This window comes from Kitasatospora sp. NPDC058190 (genome assembly GCF_042883685.1).
Lineage (GTDB): Bacteria > Actinomycetota > Actinomycetes > Streptomycetales > Streptomycetaceae > Kitasatospora.
Genome location: NZ_JBHVVI010000044.1, coordinates 1 through 13,973, shown reverse-complemented (window position 1 = coordinate 13,973; position 13,973 = coordinate 1). Strand labels below are relative to the sequence as shown.

Annotated in this window: 18 protein-coding genes and 1 pseudogene; 12 read left to right on the top strand and 7 right to left on the bottom strand. The window is 71.7% G+C overall.

The annotated features are described in order from the left end of the window. Nucleotides 1-4: 4 nt before the first annotated feature. The 5 genes and pseudogenes from ACFVWU_RS20895 to ACFVWU_RS20875 form a co-directional block, all read right to left on the bottom strand. Nucleotides 5-1,177: a hypothetical protein gene (locus ACFVWU_RS20895; protein ID WP_387622964.1), complete on the bottom strand. Its 1,173-nt coding sequence runs from the start codon at nt 1,175-1,177 to the stop codon at nt 5-7. Further along, nucleotides 1,170-1,949, bottom strand: coding sequence for a TIGR03943 family putative permease subunit (locus tag ACFVWU_RS20890; protein WP_387622962.1), 780 nt, complete (start codon nt 1,947-1,949; stop codon nt 1,170-1,172). Before ACFVWU_RS20890 ends, ACFVWU_RS20895 begins: the two co-directional genes overlap by 8 nt. Then, entirely contained in the window at nt 1,937-2,950 is a 1,014-nt protein-coding gene (locus ACFVWU_RS20885) for a permease (RefSeq protein ID WP_387622960.1), read from the bottom strand. The genes ACFVWU_RS20890 and ACFVWU_RS20885 overlap by 13 nt, the downstream gene beginning before the upstream one ends. Before the next feature lie 501 nt (nt 2,951-3,451). Beyond that, nucleotides 3,452-4,153 carry a TIGR03943 family putative permease subunit gene (locus tag ACFVWU_RS20880; RefSeq protein WP_387622957.1) on the bottom strand — a complete coding sequence of 234 codons (702 nt, stop codon included), beginning with the start codon at nt 4,151-4,153 and terminating at the stop codon, nt 3,452-3,454. Then, nucleotides 4,141-5,096 (bottom strand): annotated as a pseudogene (locus ACFVWU_RS20875) (permease). Before ACFVWU_RS20875 ends, ACFVWU_RS20880 begins: the two are co-directional and overlap by 13 nt. 357 nt (nt 5,097-5,453) lie before the next feature. Here ACFVWU_RS20875 and ACFVWU_RS20870 point away from each other — a divergent pair. From ACFVWU_RS20870 to ACFVWU_RS20825, 10 genes are all read left to right on the top strand, one after another. Then, nucleotides 5,454-6,422 (top strand): metal ABC transporter solute-binding protein, Zn/Mn family, encoded by a 969-nt coding sequence (locus tag ACFVWU_RS20870; RefSeq protein WP_387622954.1) that lies wholly within the window; start codon nt 5,454-5,456, stop codon nt 6,420-6,422. Next, on the top strand, nt 6,419-7,327 hold the full coding sequence (locus ACFVWU_RS20865; protein WP_387622952.1) for a metal ABC transporter ATP-binding protein: 909 nt from the start codon (nt 6,419-6,421) through the stop codon (nt 7,325-7,327). The genes ACFVWU_RS20870 and ACFVWU_RS20865 overlap by 4 nt, the downstream gene beginning before the upstream one ends. Beyond that, a complete protein-coding gene (locus ACFVWU_RS20860) occupies nt 7,317-8,246 on the top strand; it encodes a metal ABC transporter permease (protein ID WP_387622950.1) in 930 nt (309 codons plus the stop codon). Before ACFVWU_RS20865 ends, ACFVWU_RS20860 begins: the two co-directional genes overlap by 11 nt. Continuing rightward, on the top strand, nt 8,243-9,079 hold the full coding sequence (locus tag ACFVWU_RS20855; RefSeq protein WP_387622948.1) for a metal ABC transporter permease: 837 nt from the start codon (nt 8,243-8,245) through the stop codon (nt 9,077-9,079). The genes ACFVWU_RS20860 and ACFVWU_RS20855 overlap by 4 nt, the downstream gene beginning before the upstream one ends. Before the next feature lie 25 nt (nt 9,080-9,104). After that, nucleotides 9,105-9,599, top strand: a complete 495-nt coding sequence (locus tag ACFVWU_RS20850; protein WP_387622946.1) for a Fur family transcriptional regulator — start codon at nt 9,105-9,107, stop codon at nt 9,597-9,599. 47 nt (nt 9,600-9,646) lie between these two features. Continuing rightward, on the top strand, nt 9,647-9,922 hold the full coding sequence (locus tag ACFVWU_RS20845; protein WP_387622944.1) for a hypothetical protein: 276 nt from the start codon (nt 9,647-9,649) through the stop codon (nt 9,920-9,922). A gap of 2 nt (nt 9,923-9,924) precedes the next feature. Next, nucleotides 9,925-10,956 carry a CobW family GTP-binding protein gene (locus ACFVWU_RS20840; protein ID WP_387622941.1) on the top strand — a complete coding sequence of 344 codons (1,032 nt, stop codon included), beginning with the start codon at nt 9,925-9,927 and terminating at the stop codon, nt 10,954-10,956. Beyond that, nucleotides 10,953-11,975: a WD40 repeat domain-containing protein gene (locus tag ACFVWU_RS20835; protein ID WP_387622938.1), complete on the top strand. Its 1,023-nt coding sequence runs from the start codon at nt 10,953-10,955 to the stop codon at nt 11,973-11,975. The genes ACFVWU_RS20840 and ACFVWU_RS20835 overlap by 4 nt, the downstream gene beginning before the upstream one ends. Then, the gene (locus tag ACFVWU_RS20830) at nt 11,945-12,367 is read left to right on the top strand and encodes a (2Fe-2S) ferredoxin domain-containing protein (protein ID WP_387622935.1); all 423 of its coding nucleotides are present in this window, start codon (nt 11,945-11,947) and stop codon (nt 12,365-12,367) included. The genes ACFVWU_RS20835 and ACFVWU_RS20830 overlap by 31 nt, the downstream gene beginning before the upstream one ends. Nucleotides 12,368-12,451: 84 nt before the next feature. Next, entirely contained in the window at nt 12,452-12,790 is a 339-nt protein-coding gene (locus tag ACFVWU_RS20825; RefSeq protein WP_387622932.1) for an ArsR/SmtB family transcription factor, read from the top strand. Nucleotides 12,791-12,867: 77 nt separating this feature from the next. Here ACFVWU_RS20825 and ACFVWU_RS20820 read toward each other — a convergent pair whose 3' ends face one another. Next, nucleotides 12,868-13,131: a type B 50S ribosomal protein L31 gene (locus ACFVWU_RS20820; RefSeq protein ID WP_387622928.1), complete on the bottom strand. Its 264-nt coding sequence runs from the start codon at nt 13,129-13,131 to the stop codon at nt 12,868-12,870. Nucleotides 13,132-13,158: 27 nt separating this feature from the next. Next, complete coding sequence (rpmG, locus tag ACFVWU_RS20815) at nt 13,159-13,323, bottom strand: 50S ribosomal protein L33 (protein ID WP_033349073.1); 165 nt, start codon at nt 13,321-13,323, stop codon at nt 13,159-13,161. 163 nt (nt 13,324-13,486) lie between these two features. On the opposite strand from rpmG, the gene rpmB reads away from it, so the two are divergent. Both rpmB and rpsN read left to right on the top strand, forming a co-directional pair. Beyond that, nucleotides 13,487-13,723 carry a 50S ribosomal protein L28 gene (gene rpmB / locus ACFVWU_RS20810; protein WP_387622923.1) on the top strand — a complete coding sequence of 79 codons (237 nt, stop codon included), beginning with the start codon at nt 13,487-13,489 and terminating at the stop codon, nt 13,721-13,723. After that, on the top strand, nt 13,723-13,973 hold a 251-nt coding region (gene rpsN / locus ACFVWU_RS20805), incomplete at its 3' end, for a 30S ribosomal protein S14 (RefSeq protein ID WP_387622916.1). The genes rpmB and rpsN, both read left to right, overlap by 1 nt.

Genomic DNA, 13,973 nt, shown 5'->3' with positions numbered 1-13,973 from the left:
AGCGCTACGGTCGTACGACGGCAGTCCAGTTGGGCGCGGTGGTCGGGGCGAGCGCGCGGAGGTGGTTCAGGACGGCCGGGTCCTGGGCGTCGAGCCAGTCGGCGAGTTGGCGGAAGGACACGCAGCGGACGCCGTCGCGGTGGCACAGGTCCTTCATGGCCGTCTCGGCCGCTGGGAGGCCGGGGCCGGTGCCGTGCCCGGGGGCGAGATCGGTGTCGATGACGAGCGGCGCGCGACTGCCGTGGTAGACGCGGTCGAAGGCGTTCAGGTACGTCTCCGGGGGCTGGTTCGCGGAGAGTACATCGCCTGCCCCGGAGGGGATCCGCTGGAGCGGGAAGTCCCAGATGCCGTCGGTCTGCGCCGGCCAGCGCTGGGTGTCGCCCGGTGAGCTGGCGTCGTAGCGCCAGCCGGCGTCCTTCTCGGCGGGGAGCAGGTTCGTCCGGCCCTCCAGGCACGGGGCGCGGCCGCCGGCCAGCTCGGTCTGGTAGTCGAAGGGCAGCGGGGGGAGGTCGGTGAAGCCGGTCCCGGTCTTCCAGAAGTTCACCATCGAGTAGCTCTGGCCGATCTCGCTCTGCCAGTCGGCGGTCGACCAGTCCCGGCCGCCTTCGGGGCCGCAGAACTGGCCGATGAAGCCGTCGGCGATCTCGTCGCCGTCCAGCCAGGCGCGGCCGAGCTGCTGCAGGGTCGCACGGACCTGGGCGTCGGTGGGGAAGGGGACGGCGGCGGTGCCGACCTCGTGCTGTGGCGGCTGGTACTGCCACCGCACCGAAGCCGGGAGCACATCGACGCCGCGCAGGAAGAACGTCACGTCGGCGCCGCTCGACCTGGCCGACGTACGGGCGCCGGAGAACAGATGGTTGCCGTCCTCGGTGGGGGCGTCGAAGGAGAAGACCACGAACTGCGGTGGCTGCTCACCGGGCTTGAGCCGGACGGGAGCCGGCTGGCCCGGTTGCGGGCCGGTGTCGGAGGTCGACCCGTCGCCGAGCACGGTGACGGTCGGGTCCGTCGCGTCGGCGCCGGGCGTGGACGTGGCGGAGGGCGTGCCCGGGCCGCTTCGGTGGTCGGGGACGGCGGGCATGAAGGCGAGCGCGGCGCCGACACCGAGCGCGAGTACGGTGGCCGTGCCGCGGCGGGGGCCCGTGGGTCTGCCGGTCGGAGCCGACGGGCGCTCACTCATAGGGGTTCTCCGGTTCGGCGATCCGGCGGACCAGGGTCGCGGTCAGGGTGGGAACCGCGCCGTCCTGGCCGCTCGCCCCGTCCGGCTGCCACTCGCCGGTCACCTCGACCCAGGCGCCCTCGGGCGGTGCGTCGGCGCCGTGGATCACGACCTTGCTGCTCGACGCGTCGGCGGCGCAGCAGGAGATCGTCAGCCGGGCGAGGTCCCAACTCCCGTCGCCGGGGCCGGGCGTGGCGAAGCCGGTGAGCCGGATCCGGTGGCCCTTGAGTGAACCGTTGCTGTCCCAGAGCGCGCGGGAGTCGAAGTCGGCGATCCGCATGCCGACCGGGTCGGTCGCGGGCAGCGGCGCGAAGCCGCTCGCCGCCTCGGCGGGTTTGACGGCGGTGTTGTCCGAGTGCCGCGCGGTGAAGGCGCCGAGTGCCCTGGGCTGGAGCAGGTAGATCGCCAGTACGGGCAGGAGCAGCAGCCACGCGGTGCGGGGAGCGCCGTGCTCGTGCCCGTGCCCGCGTTCGTGCCCGCGTTCGTGTCCGTGTCCGTGTCCGTGTCCGTCGTCCGTGTCCCTGCGGTGGCCGGGCCGGAACAACTCCCGGGCGGCGACCATCGCGCCGATCAGCCCGACCACGACGAGCAGTACGCCGCTTGCGATCAGGTACGGCCGCAGGCCCTTGCGCACGTACCGCAGGTACAGCTCGCTGAAGAGCGAGATGTGCAGCACCGCCGCGCCGACCAGGATGTGCAGCAGCGCTCGGACCTCGCGCCTCACAGGAGCCACCAGCCGGTCAGGGTCGCTGCGGTGACGGCGACGACGAAGGTGGCGGCGCAGAAGCGCCACGCGAAGGCCCGTCCGAAGGTGCCGGCCTGGAGGGCGATCAGTTTGGCGTCCACCATCGGGCCGACGACCATGAACGCGAGCTTGGCGGTGGTGGAGAAGGAGGTGAGCCCGGCCGCGACGAAGGCGTCCGCCTCCGAGCAGACCGCGAGCAGGACGGCGAGTGCGGCGAGCACGAGGACGGAGACGCCCGGCAGCCCGGCCAGGTCCTTGAGCAGGCCGCGCGGCACGGCGACGTTGAGGGTGGCCGCCGTCATCCCGCCGATCACCAGGAAGCCGCCGGCGTGCAGGAAGTCGTGCTCCAATGAGGCCCGGAAGGCCGGCCACCCGGTCGGCCCGCTCGACGGCACCTTGGGCCTGAGCCACTCCGGGCGGCCGAACCGCGACCAGAGCAGCCCCATCACCACCGCGGTCGCGAGGGAGGCGATGAACCGCGCGGCCACCAGTTCGGGCTGCCCCCGGAAGGCGACGGCGGTGGCCACCAGCACCACCGGGTTGACGGCCGGTGAGGAGAGCAGGAACGCCAGCGCGGCCGCCGGAGCCACCCCGCGCGCGATCAGCCGCCCGGCTACTGGCACCGAGGCGCACTCGCAGCCGGGCAGCACGACCCCGGCCGCGCCGGCGATCGGCACGGCGAGCAACGGGTTCCGCGGCAACGCCCGTTCAAGCAGCCGGGCCGGGACGAAAGCGGCGATCGCGGCCGACAGCACCACGCCGAGCAGCAGGAACGGCAGCGCCTGCACGCAGACGGCGACGAAGACCGCCCCCCAGGCCTCCAGCCACGCCGGTCCCGACCAATCGCCCAGGAACTGGCGTCCGACCAGCACGGCGATCATCCCGGCGACCAGTGCTTCGAGCGAGCCGGGCGAGCGGACCCGGCGGCGGGTGCGGTCGGCGTCCGCAACCGGGTGCGGCCGGGACTCGACGGCGGTCTCGTCAGCCATGGCGACCGGATGCTCCTTCGCTGCAGGAAGCTGAGGTACGGCCGCACCCCACCGCGCGGCCGGGGGCGAGTCTAGGCGGTGCCCGCGGAGGAACGCCCGAGACCCCGGACAGAGCCCCCGCCGCGCCCCGGGGCCTGCTCTCCGATCCGAGACGTCGCCGACGGGCCGGGGCACAGCTGCCGACCACACGTCCTGGCGCAGCAGCGGTCCCGCGCGCCCTCACGGGTCCTCACCACCGGCACCCGGCCAGCAGGTCAACTGCCTGCCAAACGCTGAGCAAGGTCTCGGCAACGCCGTCACTTCGAGTCGGCGCCCCTGGTTGGCTGAGAAGCCGGGGCCGGACGAGGGTTCGGAGGGCCGCGCGGAACCGGGGTTTCGGTGCCGGCGGCTGAATGCTCGCGAACTCGTCCAGGTCCGGCCCCGCGGCCGGCTGCGCACGCTGTGTGGGGCACAGCGAGCGGACTCTGCGCAGCCGGCACCGCCCGGTCCCGACCACGGAGTTCAGGGCTGCGGTGGGTCCCGGTAGGGGTGGTCGGGCCGGGCGATGGGTGTCATCGCGGTGGCGTCCAGGACGGGGCTTCCGGTGCTGGGCCGCCAGACTCCGGTGACCGTGACCCAGGTGTCGGTGGCCGGGGCCGGGAGCCCGTGGATCTCGACCTTCACCACGCGGGCGTCGGCGGCGCAGCAGCTGACGATGATGCGGCTGAGCTGCCAGGTGGCGCCCACGGGGGTGACGAAGCCGGTGAGGCGTACGGTACGGCCCTTGAGGGATTGGCTGCCGTCCCAGACTGTCCGGCCGGCGGTGTCGGTCAGCGAGAGCGGGACCGGATCCTGAGCCGGGAGTGCCGGGAAGGTGGTGCGCTTGGCGATCACGCCGGAGCCGTCCCGGGCAACGGTGTAGGAGCCGAGGGCCGGCGGGGCGAAGAGCAGCAGCATGGCCGCGGGCGGCGCGAGCAGCCAGGCCACCCTCGTTCCGGCGGCGGAGTGTGCGTGGCCGTCGTGCTCGTCCTCGTCAGGGCGGATTCCACGCACGGCGGTGACGAGGGCGAGCAGCACGAGCACGATGCCCGAGGCGATCAGCGCCGGTCGCAGGCCTTCCTTCACGTAGCGCAGATACAGATTGCCGAGCAGGCTGACGCGTAGCAGGGCCGATCCGGTCAGCAGGAGCAGCGCGGCGGGCAGCAGGCGCCTCACAGCAGCCACCCTCCGACCATGGCGCTGACCAGGAGGGCGGTGGCGAAGGTGGTGGTGGAGAAGCGGGCGGCGAAGGCGCGGCCGAAGGTGCCGGCCTGGAGGGCGATCAGCTTGAGGTCGACCATCGGTCCCACGACCATGAACGCCAGGCGGGCGGTGGGGGAGAAGCCGGACAGCGAGGCGGCGACGAAGGCGTCGGCCTCGGAGCAGATCGAGAGCACCACCGCGAGCACGCCGAGCAGTGGTACGGCCAGCCAGGGGGTACCGGCGAAGGTTTCCAGCAGGGTTGGCGGTACGGCGATGTTGAACGTCGCCGCGGCGGCGGCTCCGAGCACCAGGAAGCCTCCCGCGTGCAGGAAGTCGTGTTGCAGGGCCCGGGTGAAGGCGGTCCAGCGGCCGTGTCCGTCCTCGCCGGCTGGGCGCTCGCGCAGTCGCAGCCACAGCCAGCCCATGACCATCGAGGTTGCGAGTGAGGCGAGCAGACGGGCGAGGACCATCTCCGGGTGGCCGGGGAAGGCGATCGAGGTCGCGACCAGGACGACCGGATTGATGGCGGGAGCGGACAGCAGGAAGGCCAGTGCCGCCGCCGGAGCGACTCCGCGTCGGATCAGGCTTCCGGTGACCGGCACTGATGCGCATTCGCAGCCTGGCAGCACGGCCCCGGCGGCCCCGCGATAGGCACCGCCAGCACGGGGTTGCGGGGCAGTACCCGGCTCAGCACCCGGTCCGGCACCAGGGCGCCGATCGACGCCGACACCACCGTGCCCAGCAGCAGGAACGGCAGGCCCTGGATCACCACCGCCGCCAGCACCGTGCTCCACGCCTGGAGCGCGGGCTGCTCCAGCCAGGCCAGCAGGTCGGGGAGCGCCAGCAGCCCGGCGGTGCCCACCACCAGCAGTGCGACGGAGCCCAGGGTCAGCGTCAGAACGATCCGCACGATCAGCTGTAGCACGTCGGAGGGCCTCGGCCGCAGCGGTGACGTCGCCCCGGATGCCGATTCGTCGAGCACGGTCACCCACCTTCGCACGCTCCGCTGCCGGCCAGCGGATCAGGGCGCGAAGCGTGGCGGGTCGGGGCGGGATCGGGCAGCTCGCCATGGGTGCTCGGTGAGGGGCCCCAGGTGATCTGACCGGGGTGGCCAGGCGGGCCGCCGGTGATGGTTCGCTGGTCGCCAAGCTTTGGTAATGATTTCCATCTCGCGCCTGAAGCTGCTGGTGATGAAAACCGTTTCCACCTATGGTGTTGCCGTCCAACGGAGCCGGACCCCGCCCAGACGGCGGATCCGGCAGGTTTCGAGGAGCAGCCCGCCATGCGCGTCGTCCCGTCCAGCAAGCCCCGCCGTCTTCCGAGAATCGTGCTCGGCGCGACCCTGGTCGCAGCCCTCGCCGCGACCAGCGCGTGCTCGACCAGCTCGCCGGCGAAGAGCACGTCCGCAGGGTCGAGCGGCACCGCGAGCTCGAAGGTGATCCAGGTGGTGGCGGCGGAGAACTTCTGGGGCTCGATCGCCACTCAGCTGGGCGGTGACCACGTGAAGGTGGCCAGTGTGATCACCAACCCGGATACCGACCCGCACTCCTACGAGCCGACGGCCAACGACGGCCGGACGGTCGCGGGCGCGGACTACGTGATCACCAACGGGATCGGGTACGACGCCTGGTCGGACAAGCTGCTGTCCGCGAACCCCGCCTCCGGCCGCACCGCGCTGAAGGTCGGCGACCTTCTGGGGAAGAAGGAGGGCGACAACCCGCACCAGTGGTACTCGGCGGAGAGCGTCACCAAGGTGATCGACCAGATCACCGCCGACTACAAGAAGATAGACCCGGCCGACGCGGCCTACTTCGACACGCAGAAGCAGACCTTCACCACCCAGACGCTGGCCAAGTACAACCAGCTCGAGGCGGACATCAAGGCGAAGTACGCGGGTACCCCGATCGGCGCGTCAGAGTCGATCGTCACGCCGATGTCCGAGAGCCTGGGCCTGAAGATGCTCACCCCCGATACCTTCCTGGACGCGGAGAGCGAGGGCACGGACCCGACCGCCGCCGACAAGGCCACGATCGACCAGCAGATCTCCGGCAAGCAGATCAAGATCTACGTCTACAACACGCAGAACTCCAACCCCGACGTGGCCGCCCAGGTCGACGCGGCCAAGAAGCAGGGCATCCCGGTGGCCCAGGTCACCGAGACCCTCGCCCCCGCGAACGCCACCTTCCAGGACTGGCAGACCCAGGAGCTCCAGGGCATCGCCGACGCACTGAAGCAGGCGACGGGCAAGTGAGCATCCACCCGACCGAAGAGGTCCGTACCGAGATGGTCCGTACGGAGATGGAGTGCGCCGCTCCCGGCGAGGAGCCGGTGCTGTCGCTACGCGGTGCGGCGGTGCGCGTCGGTGGACGGACCCTGTGGTCGGGTGTCGATCTGACCGTGGGGGCCGGGGAGTTCACCGCCGTCCTCGGCCCCAACGGGGTCGGCAAGTCCACCCTGGTCAAGGTGCTGCTCGGGATCCTTCCGGCGGCGGCAGGCGAGGTGCGGGTGCTCGGCGGCGTGCCCGGCGAGCGCAACTCGGCGGTCGGCTACCTGCCGCAGCGCCGCAACTTCGACGCGAGCGTGCGCATCCGTGGGATGGATGTGGTGCGGCTGGGCCTGGACGGGGATCAGTGGGGGATCCCCGTCCCGGGCCTGGGCCGGGCGAAGCGCCGGGCGGCGCGTGAACGTGTCGAGCAGGTTGTGGAACTGGTCGGCGCGACCGGGTACGCGCACCGGCCGATAGGGCAGTGCTCGGGCGGTGAGCAGCAGCGCCTGCTGATCGCCCAGGCACTGGTACGGCGTCCGCGCGTACTGCTGCTGGACGAACCGTTGGACAGCCTGGACCTGCCCAACCAGGGCGCGATCGCCGGGCTGCTCGGCCGGATCTGCCACGAGGAGGGGGTGTCGGTGGTGATGGTCGCGCACGACGTCAACCCGATACTCCACCACCTGGACCGGGTGGTCTACATCGCCGAGGGTGGCGCCCTCTCCGGCACCCCGGCCGAGGTGATCACCTCCGAGACGCTGACCCGCCTCTACCGCACGCCCGTCGAGGTGCTGCGCACGAGCGACGGCCGGCTGGTGGTGGTCGGGCAGCCGGAGGCGCCCGCCGTCCACACCGACCGGCACGGCGAGGGAGGCCGCGATGGCCACTGATGTCATTTCGCTGGCCTCCGACGCGACTTCGCCGGCGTTCTCCTGGAACCTCCTCGCGGACTTCCAGGACATGTGGTCCTACCTGTACATGGTGAACGCCTTCCGGGCCGGGCTGATCGTTGCGGTGGTGTGCGCGGTGGTGGGCTGGTTCATGGTGCTGCGCCGGCAGACCTTCGCCGGGCACACGCTCTCGGTCGCGGCCTTCCCCGGCGCCTCGCTGGCCGTCCTGGCCGGCTTCTCCATCTCGCTCGGCTACCTCGGGTTCTGCGTCGCGACGGCCCTGGTGATAGCGGTGCTGCAGCGCAAGGGCCGGGACGGCGGGGCAGAGGAGTCCGCCGTCACCGGCACCGTCCAGGCGTTCGCGCTGGCCGGCGGCTATCTGTTCATCAGCCTCTACAAGGGCCTGCTGGAGGGGCCGACGGCGCTGCTGTTCGGCGACTTCCTGGGCATCACCACCGAGCAGGTGGTGACCCTCGCGGTGATCGGTGTGGTGGTGCTGGCCGTGCTGGCGATGATCGGGCGTCCGCTGCTGTTCGCCTCGGTGGATCCGGAGGTGGCGGCCGGGCTTGGCGTGCCGGTGCGGCTGCTGGGCACGCTGTTCCTGGTCCTGCTGGGCGCGGCCACGGCCGAGGCGAGCCAGATCACCGGCACGCTGCTGGTGTTCGCGCTGATGGTGATCCCGGCCGCGACGGCCCAGCAGCTCACTGCCCGGCCGGGGTTGAGCCTGCTGCTGTCGGTGCTGCTCGGACTGGTGGCCTGCTGGGCGGGGCTGATCGCGGCGTACTACCAGCCGTACCCGCTGGGCTTCTTCGTGACGGGCTTCGCCTTCGCCGCCTTCGTGCTCGCGCACCTGTTCCGCTTCACCCGCGAGGCCGTCGGCCGCGCCCGCACCCCGCTCGCGATCGGAGGAGCCGCATGAGTGCGGTCGTCACCCAGGCGTTCTTTCAACACGCTCTGCTGGCCGGGACGTTCATCGCGCTGGCGTGCGGTCTGGTGGGCTACTTTCTGGTGCTGCGCGCCCAGATCTTCACCGGTGACGCGCTCAGCCATGTCGCGTTCACCGGTGCGATGGCGGCCCTGGCGGGCGGCTACGACCTGCGGCTCGGGCTGTTCGCCGCGACCATCGGAGTGGGCCTGCTGATCGGCGGGCTCGGTCGCCGGGGCCGCGCGGATGACGTGGTGATCGGCAGCGTCTTCGCCTGGATCCTCGGCCTGGGTGCCTTCTTTCTCACCATCTACACCACCTCCCGCAGCGGCGCCCGGGGCGGCGCGGGAACGAGCGTGCTGTTCGGCTCGATCTTCGGCCTGCACGGCAACCAGACCACCGTCGCGGTCGCCATAGCGGGGGCGATCTGTGTGCTCGTCCTTCTCATCGCTCGGCCGCTGCTGTTCGCCACCCTTGATGAGGCAGTGGCCGCCGCCCGCGGAGTCCCGGTGCGGCTGCTCGGCTTCGGATTCCTCGCCCTGGTCGGCGCCTGCGCCGGCGAGGCCACCCAGGCGGTTGGTTCATTGCTCCTGCTGGGCCTACTTGCGGCCCCCGCGGGAGCGGCGATCCGGCTCACCGACCGCCCGTACCGCGCGCTCGCGCTGTCCTCCGCGCTCGCCGTCGCGGAGATGTGGGGCGGCCTGCTCCTCAGCGCCGCCGCGCCGAAGCTGCCGCCGAGCTTCGCGATCATGGCGGTCGCCACCGCCGTGTACGCGGCCACCTTCCTGGTCCGCCCGGCCCGCGCCGCCCGCCCGGCGGCGGCCTGACCACGGGCGCCTGACGGGGGAGAGGATGACCGACACGAAGCCGACCGCCTTGGTGGCCGCCGCCGAGCGGGCCGCACGCCGCCGGGCCAACGGCACGCCCGTCCGTCCCGCCGCCGGTGACGTCGAGCTGATCGGCCGGCCGACCCCGCGCCGCGCCGAGGTCCTCCAGGCGCTGGCCGAGTCCGAGGAGTTCGTCAGCGCCCAACTGCTGTACGCCAGACTGGTCCAGGCCGGCTCACGGGTCGGCCTGAGCACCGTCTACCGCACCCTGACCGCCCTCGCGAAGGTCGGCCGGGCCGACGTCGTGCGAGACGCCAACGGTGAGCGGCTGTTCCGCTACCGGCCCGGCCCCGACCACCGGCACTACCTGATCTGCCGCGAGTGCGGCCTCAGCCTGCCGGTGGACTCGACCGCCGTCGAGGCCTGGGCCGAGCACATCGCCGAGATATCCGGCTTCGACCAGGTCCACCACACCGTCGAGCTGGCGGGCATCTGCCCCAACTGCCGTACTGCCGGCTGACCAGCGGTCGACCCCGATCAACTTCCCTACCGAGGAAGGCATTCGCCATGCCCAGACCGGCATCCCCGCGCCTCGCGGCGCTGTCGAGCGCACTGAAGAACCAGACCCGCGACCTGCTCTCGCTGGCTGACGACGACATCGTCATGATCCGGCAACTCGACTGCACCGAACCGGGATGCCCGCCGGTCGAGACGGTCGTCGCTGTGCTGCCGCCCTCGGGTGCCACGCGCCGCTGGACGCTGCACCATCCCCTGGACGAGATCACCCCCGAACTGCTCGCACGCGCCCTGGCCGAACCGCCAGGTGCCTCGGAAGGAGAATGACCATGACCACCCCCGAGACCGAGCCGGTCGAGGCTGCGACGGCCGAAGACGGCCGGGTGCCCGTCACGGTGCTGACCGGCTTCCTCGGCTCCGGCAAGACCACCCTGCTCAACCGCATCCTCACCGAGCAGCACGGGCTCCGAATCGCCGTCATCGAGAACGAGTTCGGCGAGGTCGGCGTCGACGACGCCCTCGTGCTCGACGCCGAGGAAGAGATCTTCGAGATGAACAACGGCTGCATCTGCTGCACCGTGCGCGGAGACCTCATCCGCATCCTCGGCGCCCTGATGCGCCGCCGCGAACGCTTCGACCGCATCGTCATCGAGACCACCGGCCTCGCCGACCCCGCCCCTGTCGCCCAGACCTTCTTCATGGACGACGAGATCTCCTCCCAGCTGCGCCTGGACGCCATCGTCACCCTGGTCGACGCCGCTCACATCCTCGACCACCTCGACGAGGAGAAGCCGGAGGGCGTGGAGAACGAGTCCGTCGAGCAGATCGCCTTCGCCGACAAGATCGTGCTCAACAAGACCGACCTGGTCACCGAGGAGCACCTGGCCCACGTCGTCGGCCGGATCCGCTCGGTGAACGCGCTCGCCGAGATCCTGCCCGCGCAGCAGGCCAAGGTCGAGCTGGAGAAGATCCTGGACGTGCACGCCTTCGACCTGGACCGGGTACTGGAGGGCGACCCGACGTTCCTCACCGAGACCGAGCACCAGCACGACACCACGGTCACCTCGGTCGGCATCGACCTGGAGGGCGAGCTGGACGAGGACCGCCTCAACGCCTGGCTCGGGCAACTGCTGCGCACCCAGGGCGCGGACATCTTCCGCTCGAAGGGCATCCTCGCCATCGCCGGCGGTGAGCGGCAGTACGTCTTCCAGGGCGTTCACATGCTGCTGGAGGGCGACAACGGCCGCGAGTGGCGCGAGGGCGAGACCCGCCGCAACCGGCTGGTCTTCATCGGCCGCAACCTCGACCGAGAGGCGCTGAACGCCGGCTTCGCGTCCTGCCTGGCAGGGGTGGCCGCATGACCACCACCTCGTTGGACCGCGCCCTGTGGGGCGCGGTGGTCGACGATGCTCCGGTCGCCGTTGCCACCGGTGGCGGCCTGGTCGCGATCGCCGGTGCGGCCGGCACCGCATGGATCCTGGACACCGCCGAGGGGACCCCGGTGGGAACGGTCACCCTGCCGGGCGGGCTCCTCGCCCTCGAGTTCTCGCCCGACGGTGCCCACCTCGCGCTGGCTGGTCCGGCCGGCTACGGCCTGTGGCGGCGCTCGGACGGCCGGTTCCTCGGCTCGGAGACCGGTTCGTGGTCGGCTGCCGTGCGGTGGGCCTCGCCGGACCGGGTTGCCGTCGCCACCGGTCGCCGGGTGCACGTCCTGGACCCCGATGGCGTCCGCCAGTGGGGCACCGACCTCGCGCCGAGCACCGTGACGGACCTGGCCTGGCTGCGCGACGGCCGTCGCCTCGTCAGCTCCGCCTATGGCGGCGTCCGCTGCCATGAGCGGCACAGTGCGCAGCCGGTTGCCGAGTACAAGTACGTGGGCTCCCACCTCGCCATCGCCCTGAACCCGAACGGCCGTTGGATCTGCACCGGCAACCAGGACGCCAGCATCCACATCTGGCGCACCCGCGACGGCGACGAACTCACCATGCACGGCTATCCCGACAAGATCGCCCGCCTCGCCTTCGACGGCACCGGCCGCTGGCTCGCCTCCGACGGCGCCCCCGACATCACCGTCTGGGACTTCTCCGGCAAGGGCCCCGCCGGCACCAAGCCGCGTAGCCTGCGCGCCCACGAGACCGTCACCGCGCTCGCCTGGCGGCCCGGCGGCGGCGCGATCCTGGCCAGCGCGGGAGCCGAGCAGAAGGTCGCGCTGTGGCGGGCAGACGGCGGACGAGCCGGGGCGCTGCTCAGGCCCGTCCACGAACGCGAGCTGCCGGAGCCGGTCACCGCACTCGCCTGGGCGGAACCGGACGTGCTGGTGGTCGCGGACTACGAGGGGCGGGTGGAGGCATGGCCGATGCCGGACGACCTGGGCCGCTGACCCTACGGCCAGGAGGGCGGCCGTGCACGGTGGTCGTCTGTCGCGGCTGCTGCTGCGGCAGTGCCCGCAAGCACACCGGAACCGACCACGACGGCCAACTCGCCCGGCTCCGGGCGGCGGCGGAGAGATCCGGGGGCACGCTGGTGGTCCGGACGACGGACTGCCTGGACGCGTGTCTCCAGTCCAACGTCATCGTCGTTCAGCCCTCCACGCACGGCCGCACCCGCGGCGGCCGTCCGGTCTGGCTGGGGTGGGCGCTCGACGACGACAGCATCGCCCTCATCCTCGACTACGCGCTCGCGGGTGGGCCGGGTCTCGCCGAACTGCCCGTCGCCCTCGACCTGCAGCGCATCACGCCGCCTCGGACGCCCGCCATCACCCGGCGCCGTTGAGGCCCATGGCTGCCCGCCACCGGAATCCGGTCGCGGGCAGCCGACTTCGCATCCGTCCGTACTTCCCGGGGAAGGACCGGCTCGATGGGGCATGCATCGACGGGTACCCCGGTGATCGCTGCTGCCCTCCTGGACGCCCGGACCGCCGAGCGGCTCGCTACCACGCTCCAGGCTCTCGCCGCACCATCGCGCCTGCTCATCCTCGCGCGGCTGCGCCAGGGGCCCTGTCCAGCAACGGAGTTGGCGCAGGCGGTGGGCCTGGAGCAGTCGGCCTGCTCCCACCAGCTGCGCCTGCTGCGGAATCTGGGGCTGGTCACCAGCGAACGGCGCGGCCGCAGCGTCGTCTACGCGCTCCATGACGACCATGTGGCGGCCCTGCTCGACCAGGCCTTCGCCCATGTCGAGCATCTGCGACCGAGGTAGCCGTACCCGCTCCGCGCGAAGGCCCTGGTGGTCCTTGATTCCAGGGACCACCAGGGCCTTCGCGCGCTATCTGTGGTTCAGCCCTTGCGTCGGGCGGCCTGGGTGCCGTAGCGGCGCTCGAAGCGCTCGACGCGGCCGGCGGTGTCGATGACGCGGGCGGCGCCGGTGTAGAAGGGGTGGCTGGCGGAGGAGATCTCCACGTCGATGACGGGGTAGGTGTTGCCGTCCTCCCACTCGATGGTGTTGCTGCTGGTGGCGGTGGAGCGCGTGAGGAAGGTCAGACCGCCGACGCGGTCGCGGAAGACGACGGGGCGGTAGGCGGGGTGGATGCCGGGCTTCATGGGGCTACTCCTCGGGTGTGTTCGGGGTCAGCGCTCTTCGCGGAATTCGGTGTGGCGGCCGAGGGCGGGGTCGTACTTGCGCAGGACGAGGCGGTCCGGGTCGTTGCGGCGGTTCTTGCGGGTCACGTACGTGTAGCCCGTGCCGGCGGTCGATCGGAGCTTGATGATCGGGCGCAGGTCGTTGCGCGCCATGGCGTCCTCCTGGGGCGGATCGGTGGCGGGTGAGCCATCATCATAGCGAAATGGTTTTCGTTTCCATTTAGCTGTAGAGTGGCAACACCAGCCGAGGCCACGGCATTCCCGAAGCCGGAGCCGCAGACGTGGCTGCGCACCGTTCCATCCACCCGGAGTCGTGATGTCCGCCCACTGCCAGCTCACCGGCCGCAAGCCGGGATTCGGCAACACCATCTCCCACTCGCACCGCCGCAGCAGCCGCCGGTTCGACCCCAACATCCAGCGCAAGCGCTACTGGCTGCCCGGCGAGGGCCGCTACGTCCGGCTCACCCTCAGCGCCAAGGGCATCAAGACCGTGGACACGATCGGCATCGAGGCCGCCGTCGCCCGGATCCGCGCCCGGGGGGAGAAGGTCTGATGGCCAAGCAGAGCAAGATCGCCAAGAACGAGCAGCGTCGGGCGATCGTCGCCCGCTACGCCGAACGCCGCGCCGAACTCAAGCGGATCATCGTTTCCCCGGCGAGCAGCCCGGAGGACCGCGCGGCGGCCCGGGCCGAGCTGCAGCGCCAACCGCGCGACGCCAGTGCCACCCGGGTGCGCAACCGCGACGCCGTCGACGGCCGCCCGCGCGGCTACCAGCGCGCCTTCGGCCTCTCGCGCATCAACCC

Bases quoted from the DNA above. Each gene is read 5' to 3' on its own strand.
- ACFVWU_RS20850 (WP_387622946.1), top strand. From the start codon at position 9,105: ATGACCGACACGAAGCCGACCGCCTTGGTGGCCGCCGCCGAGCGGGCC.
- ACFVWU_RS20845 (WP_387622944.1), top strand. From the start codon at position 9,647: ATGCCCAGACCGGCATCCCCGCGCCTCGCGGCGCTGTCGAGCGCACTG.
- rpmG (WP_033349073.1), bottom strand. From the start codon at position 13,323: ATGGCGCGCAACGACCTGCGCCCGATCATCAAGCTCCGATCGACCGCC.
- ACFVWU_RS20885 (WP_387622960.1), bottom strand. From the start codon at position 2,950: ATGGCTGACGAGACCGCCGTCGAGTCCCGGCCGCACCCGGTTGCGGAC.
- ACFVWU_RS20820 (WP_387622928.1), bottom strand. From the start codon at position 13,131: ATGAAGCCCGGCATCCACCCCGCCTACCGCCCCGTCGTCTTCCGCGAC.
- ACFVWU_RS20895 (WP_387622964.1), bottom strand. From the start codon at position 1,177: ATGAGTGAGCGCCCGTCGGCTCCGACCGGCAGACCCACGGGCCCCCGC.
- ACFVWU_RS20835 (WP_387622938.1), top strand. From the start codon at position 10,953: ATGACCACCACCTCGTTGGACCGCGCCCTGTGGGGCGCGGTGGTCGAC.
- ACFVWU_RS20855 (WP_387622948.1), top strand. From the start codon at position 8,243: ATGAGTGCGGTCGTCACCCAGGCGTTCTTTCAACACGCTCTGCTGGCC.
- ACFVWU_RS20830 (WP_387622935.1), top strand. From the start codon at position 11,945: ATGGCCGATGCCGGACGACCTGGGCCGCTGACCCTACGGCCAGGAGGG.
- ACFVWU_RS20860 (WP_387622950.1), top strand. From the start codon at position 7,317: ATGGCCACTGATGTCATTTCGCTGGCCTCCGACGCGACTTCGCCGGCG.
- ACFVWU_RS20870 (WP_387622954.1), top strand. From the start codon at position 5,454: ATGCGCGTCGTCCCGTCCAGCAAGCCCCGCCGTCTTCCGAGAATCGTG.
- ACFVWU_RS20825 (WP_387622932.1), top strand. From the start codon at position 12,452: ATGGGGCATGCATCGACGGGTACCCCGGTGATCGCTGCTGCCCTCCTG.
- rpmB (WP_387622923.1), top strand. From the start codon at position 13,487: ATGTCCGCCCACTGCCAGCTCACCGGCCGCAAGCCGGGATTCGGCAAC.
- ACFVWU_RS20840 (WP_387622941.1), top strand. From the start codon at position 9,925: ATGACCACCCCCGAGACCGAGCCGGTCGAGGCTGCGACGGCCGAAGAC.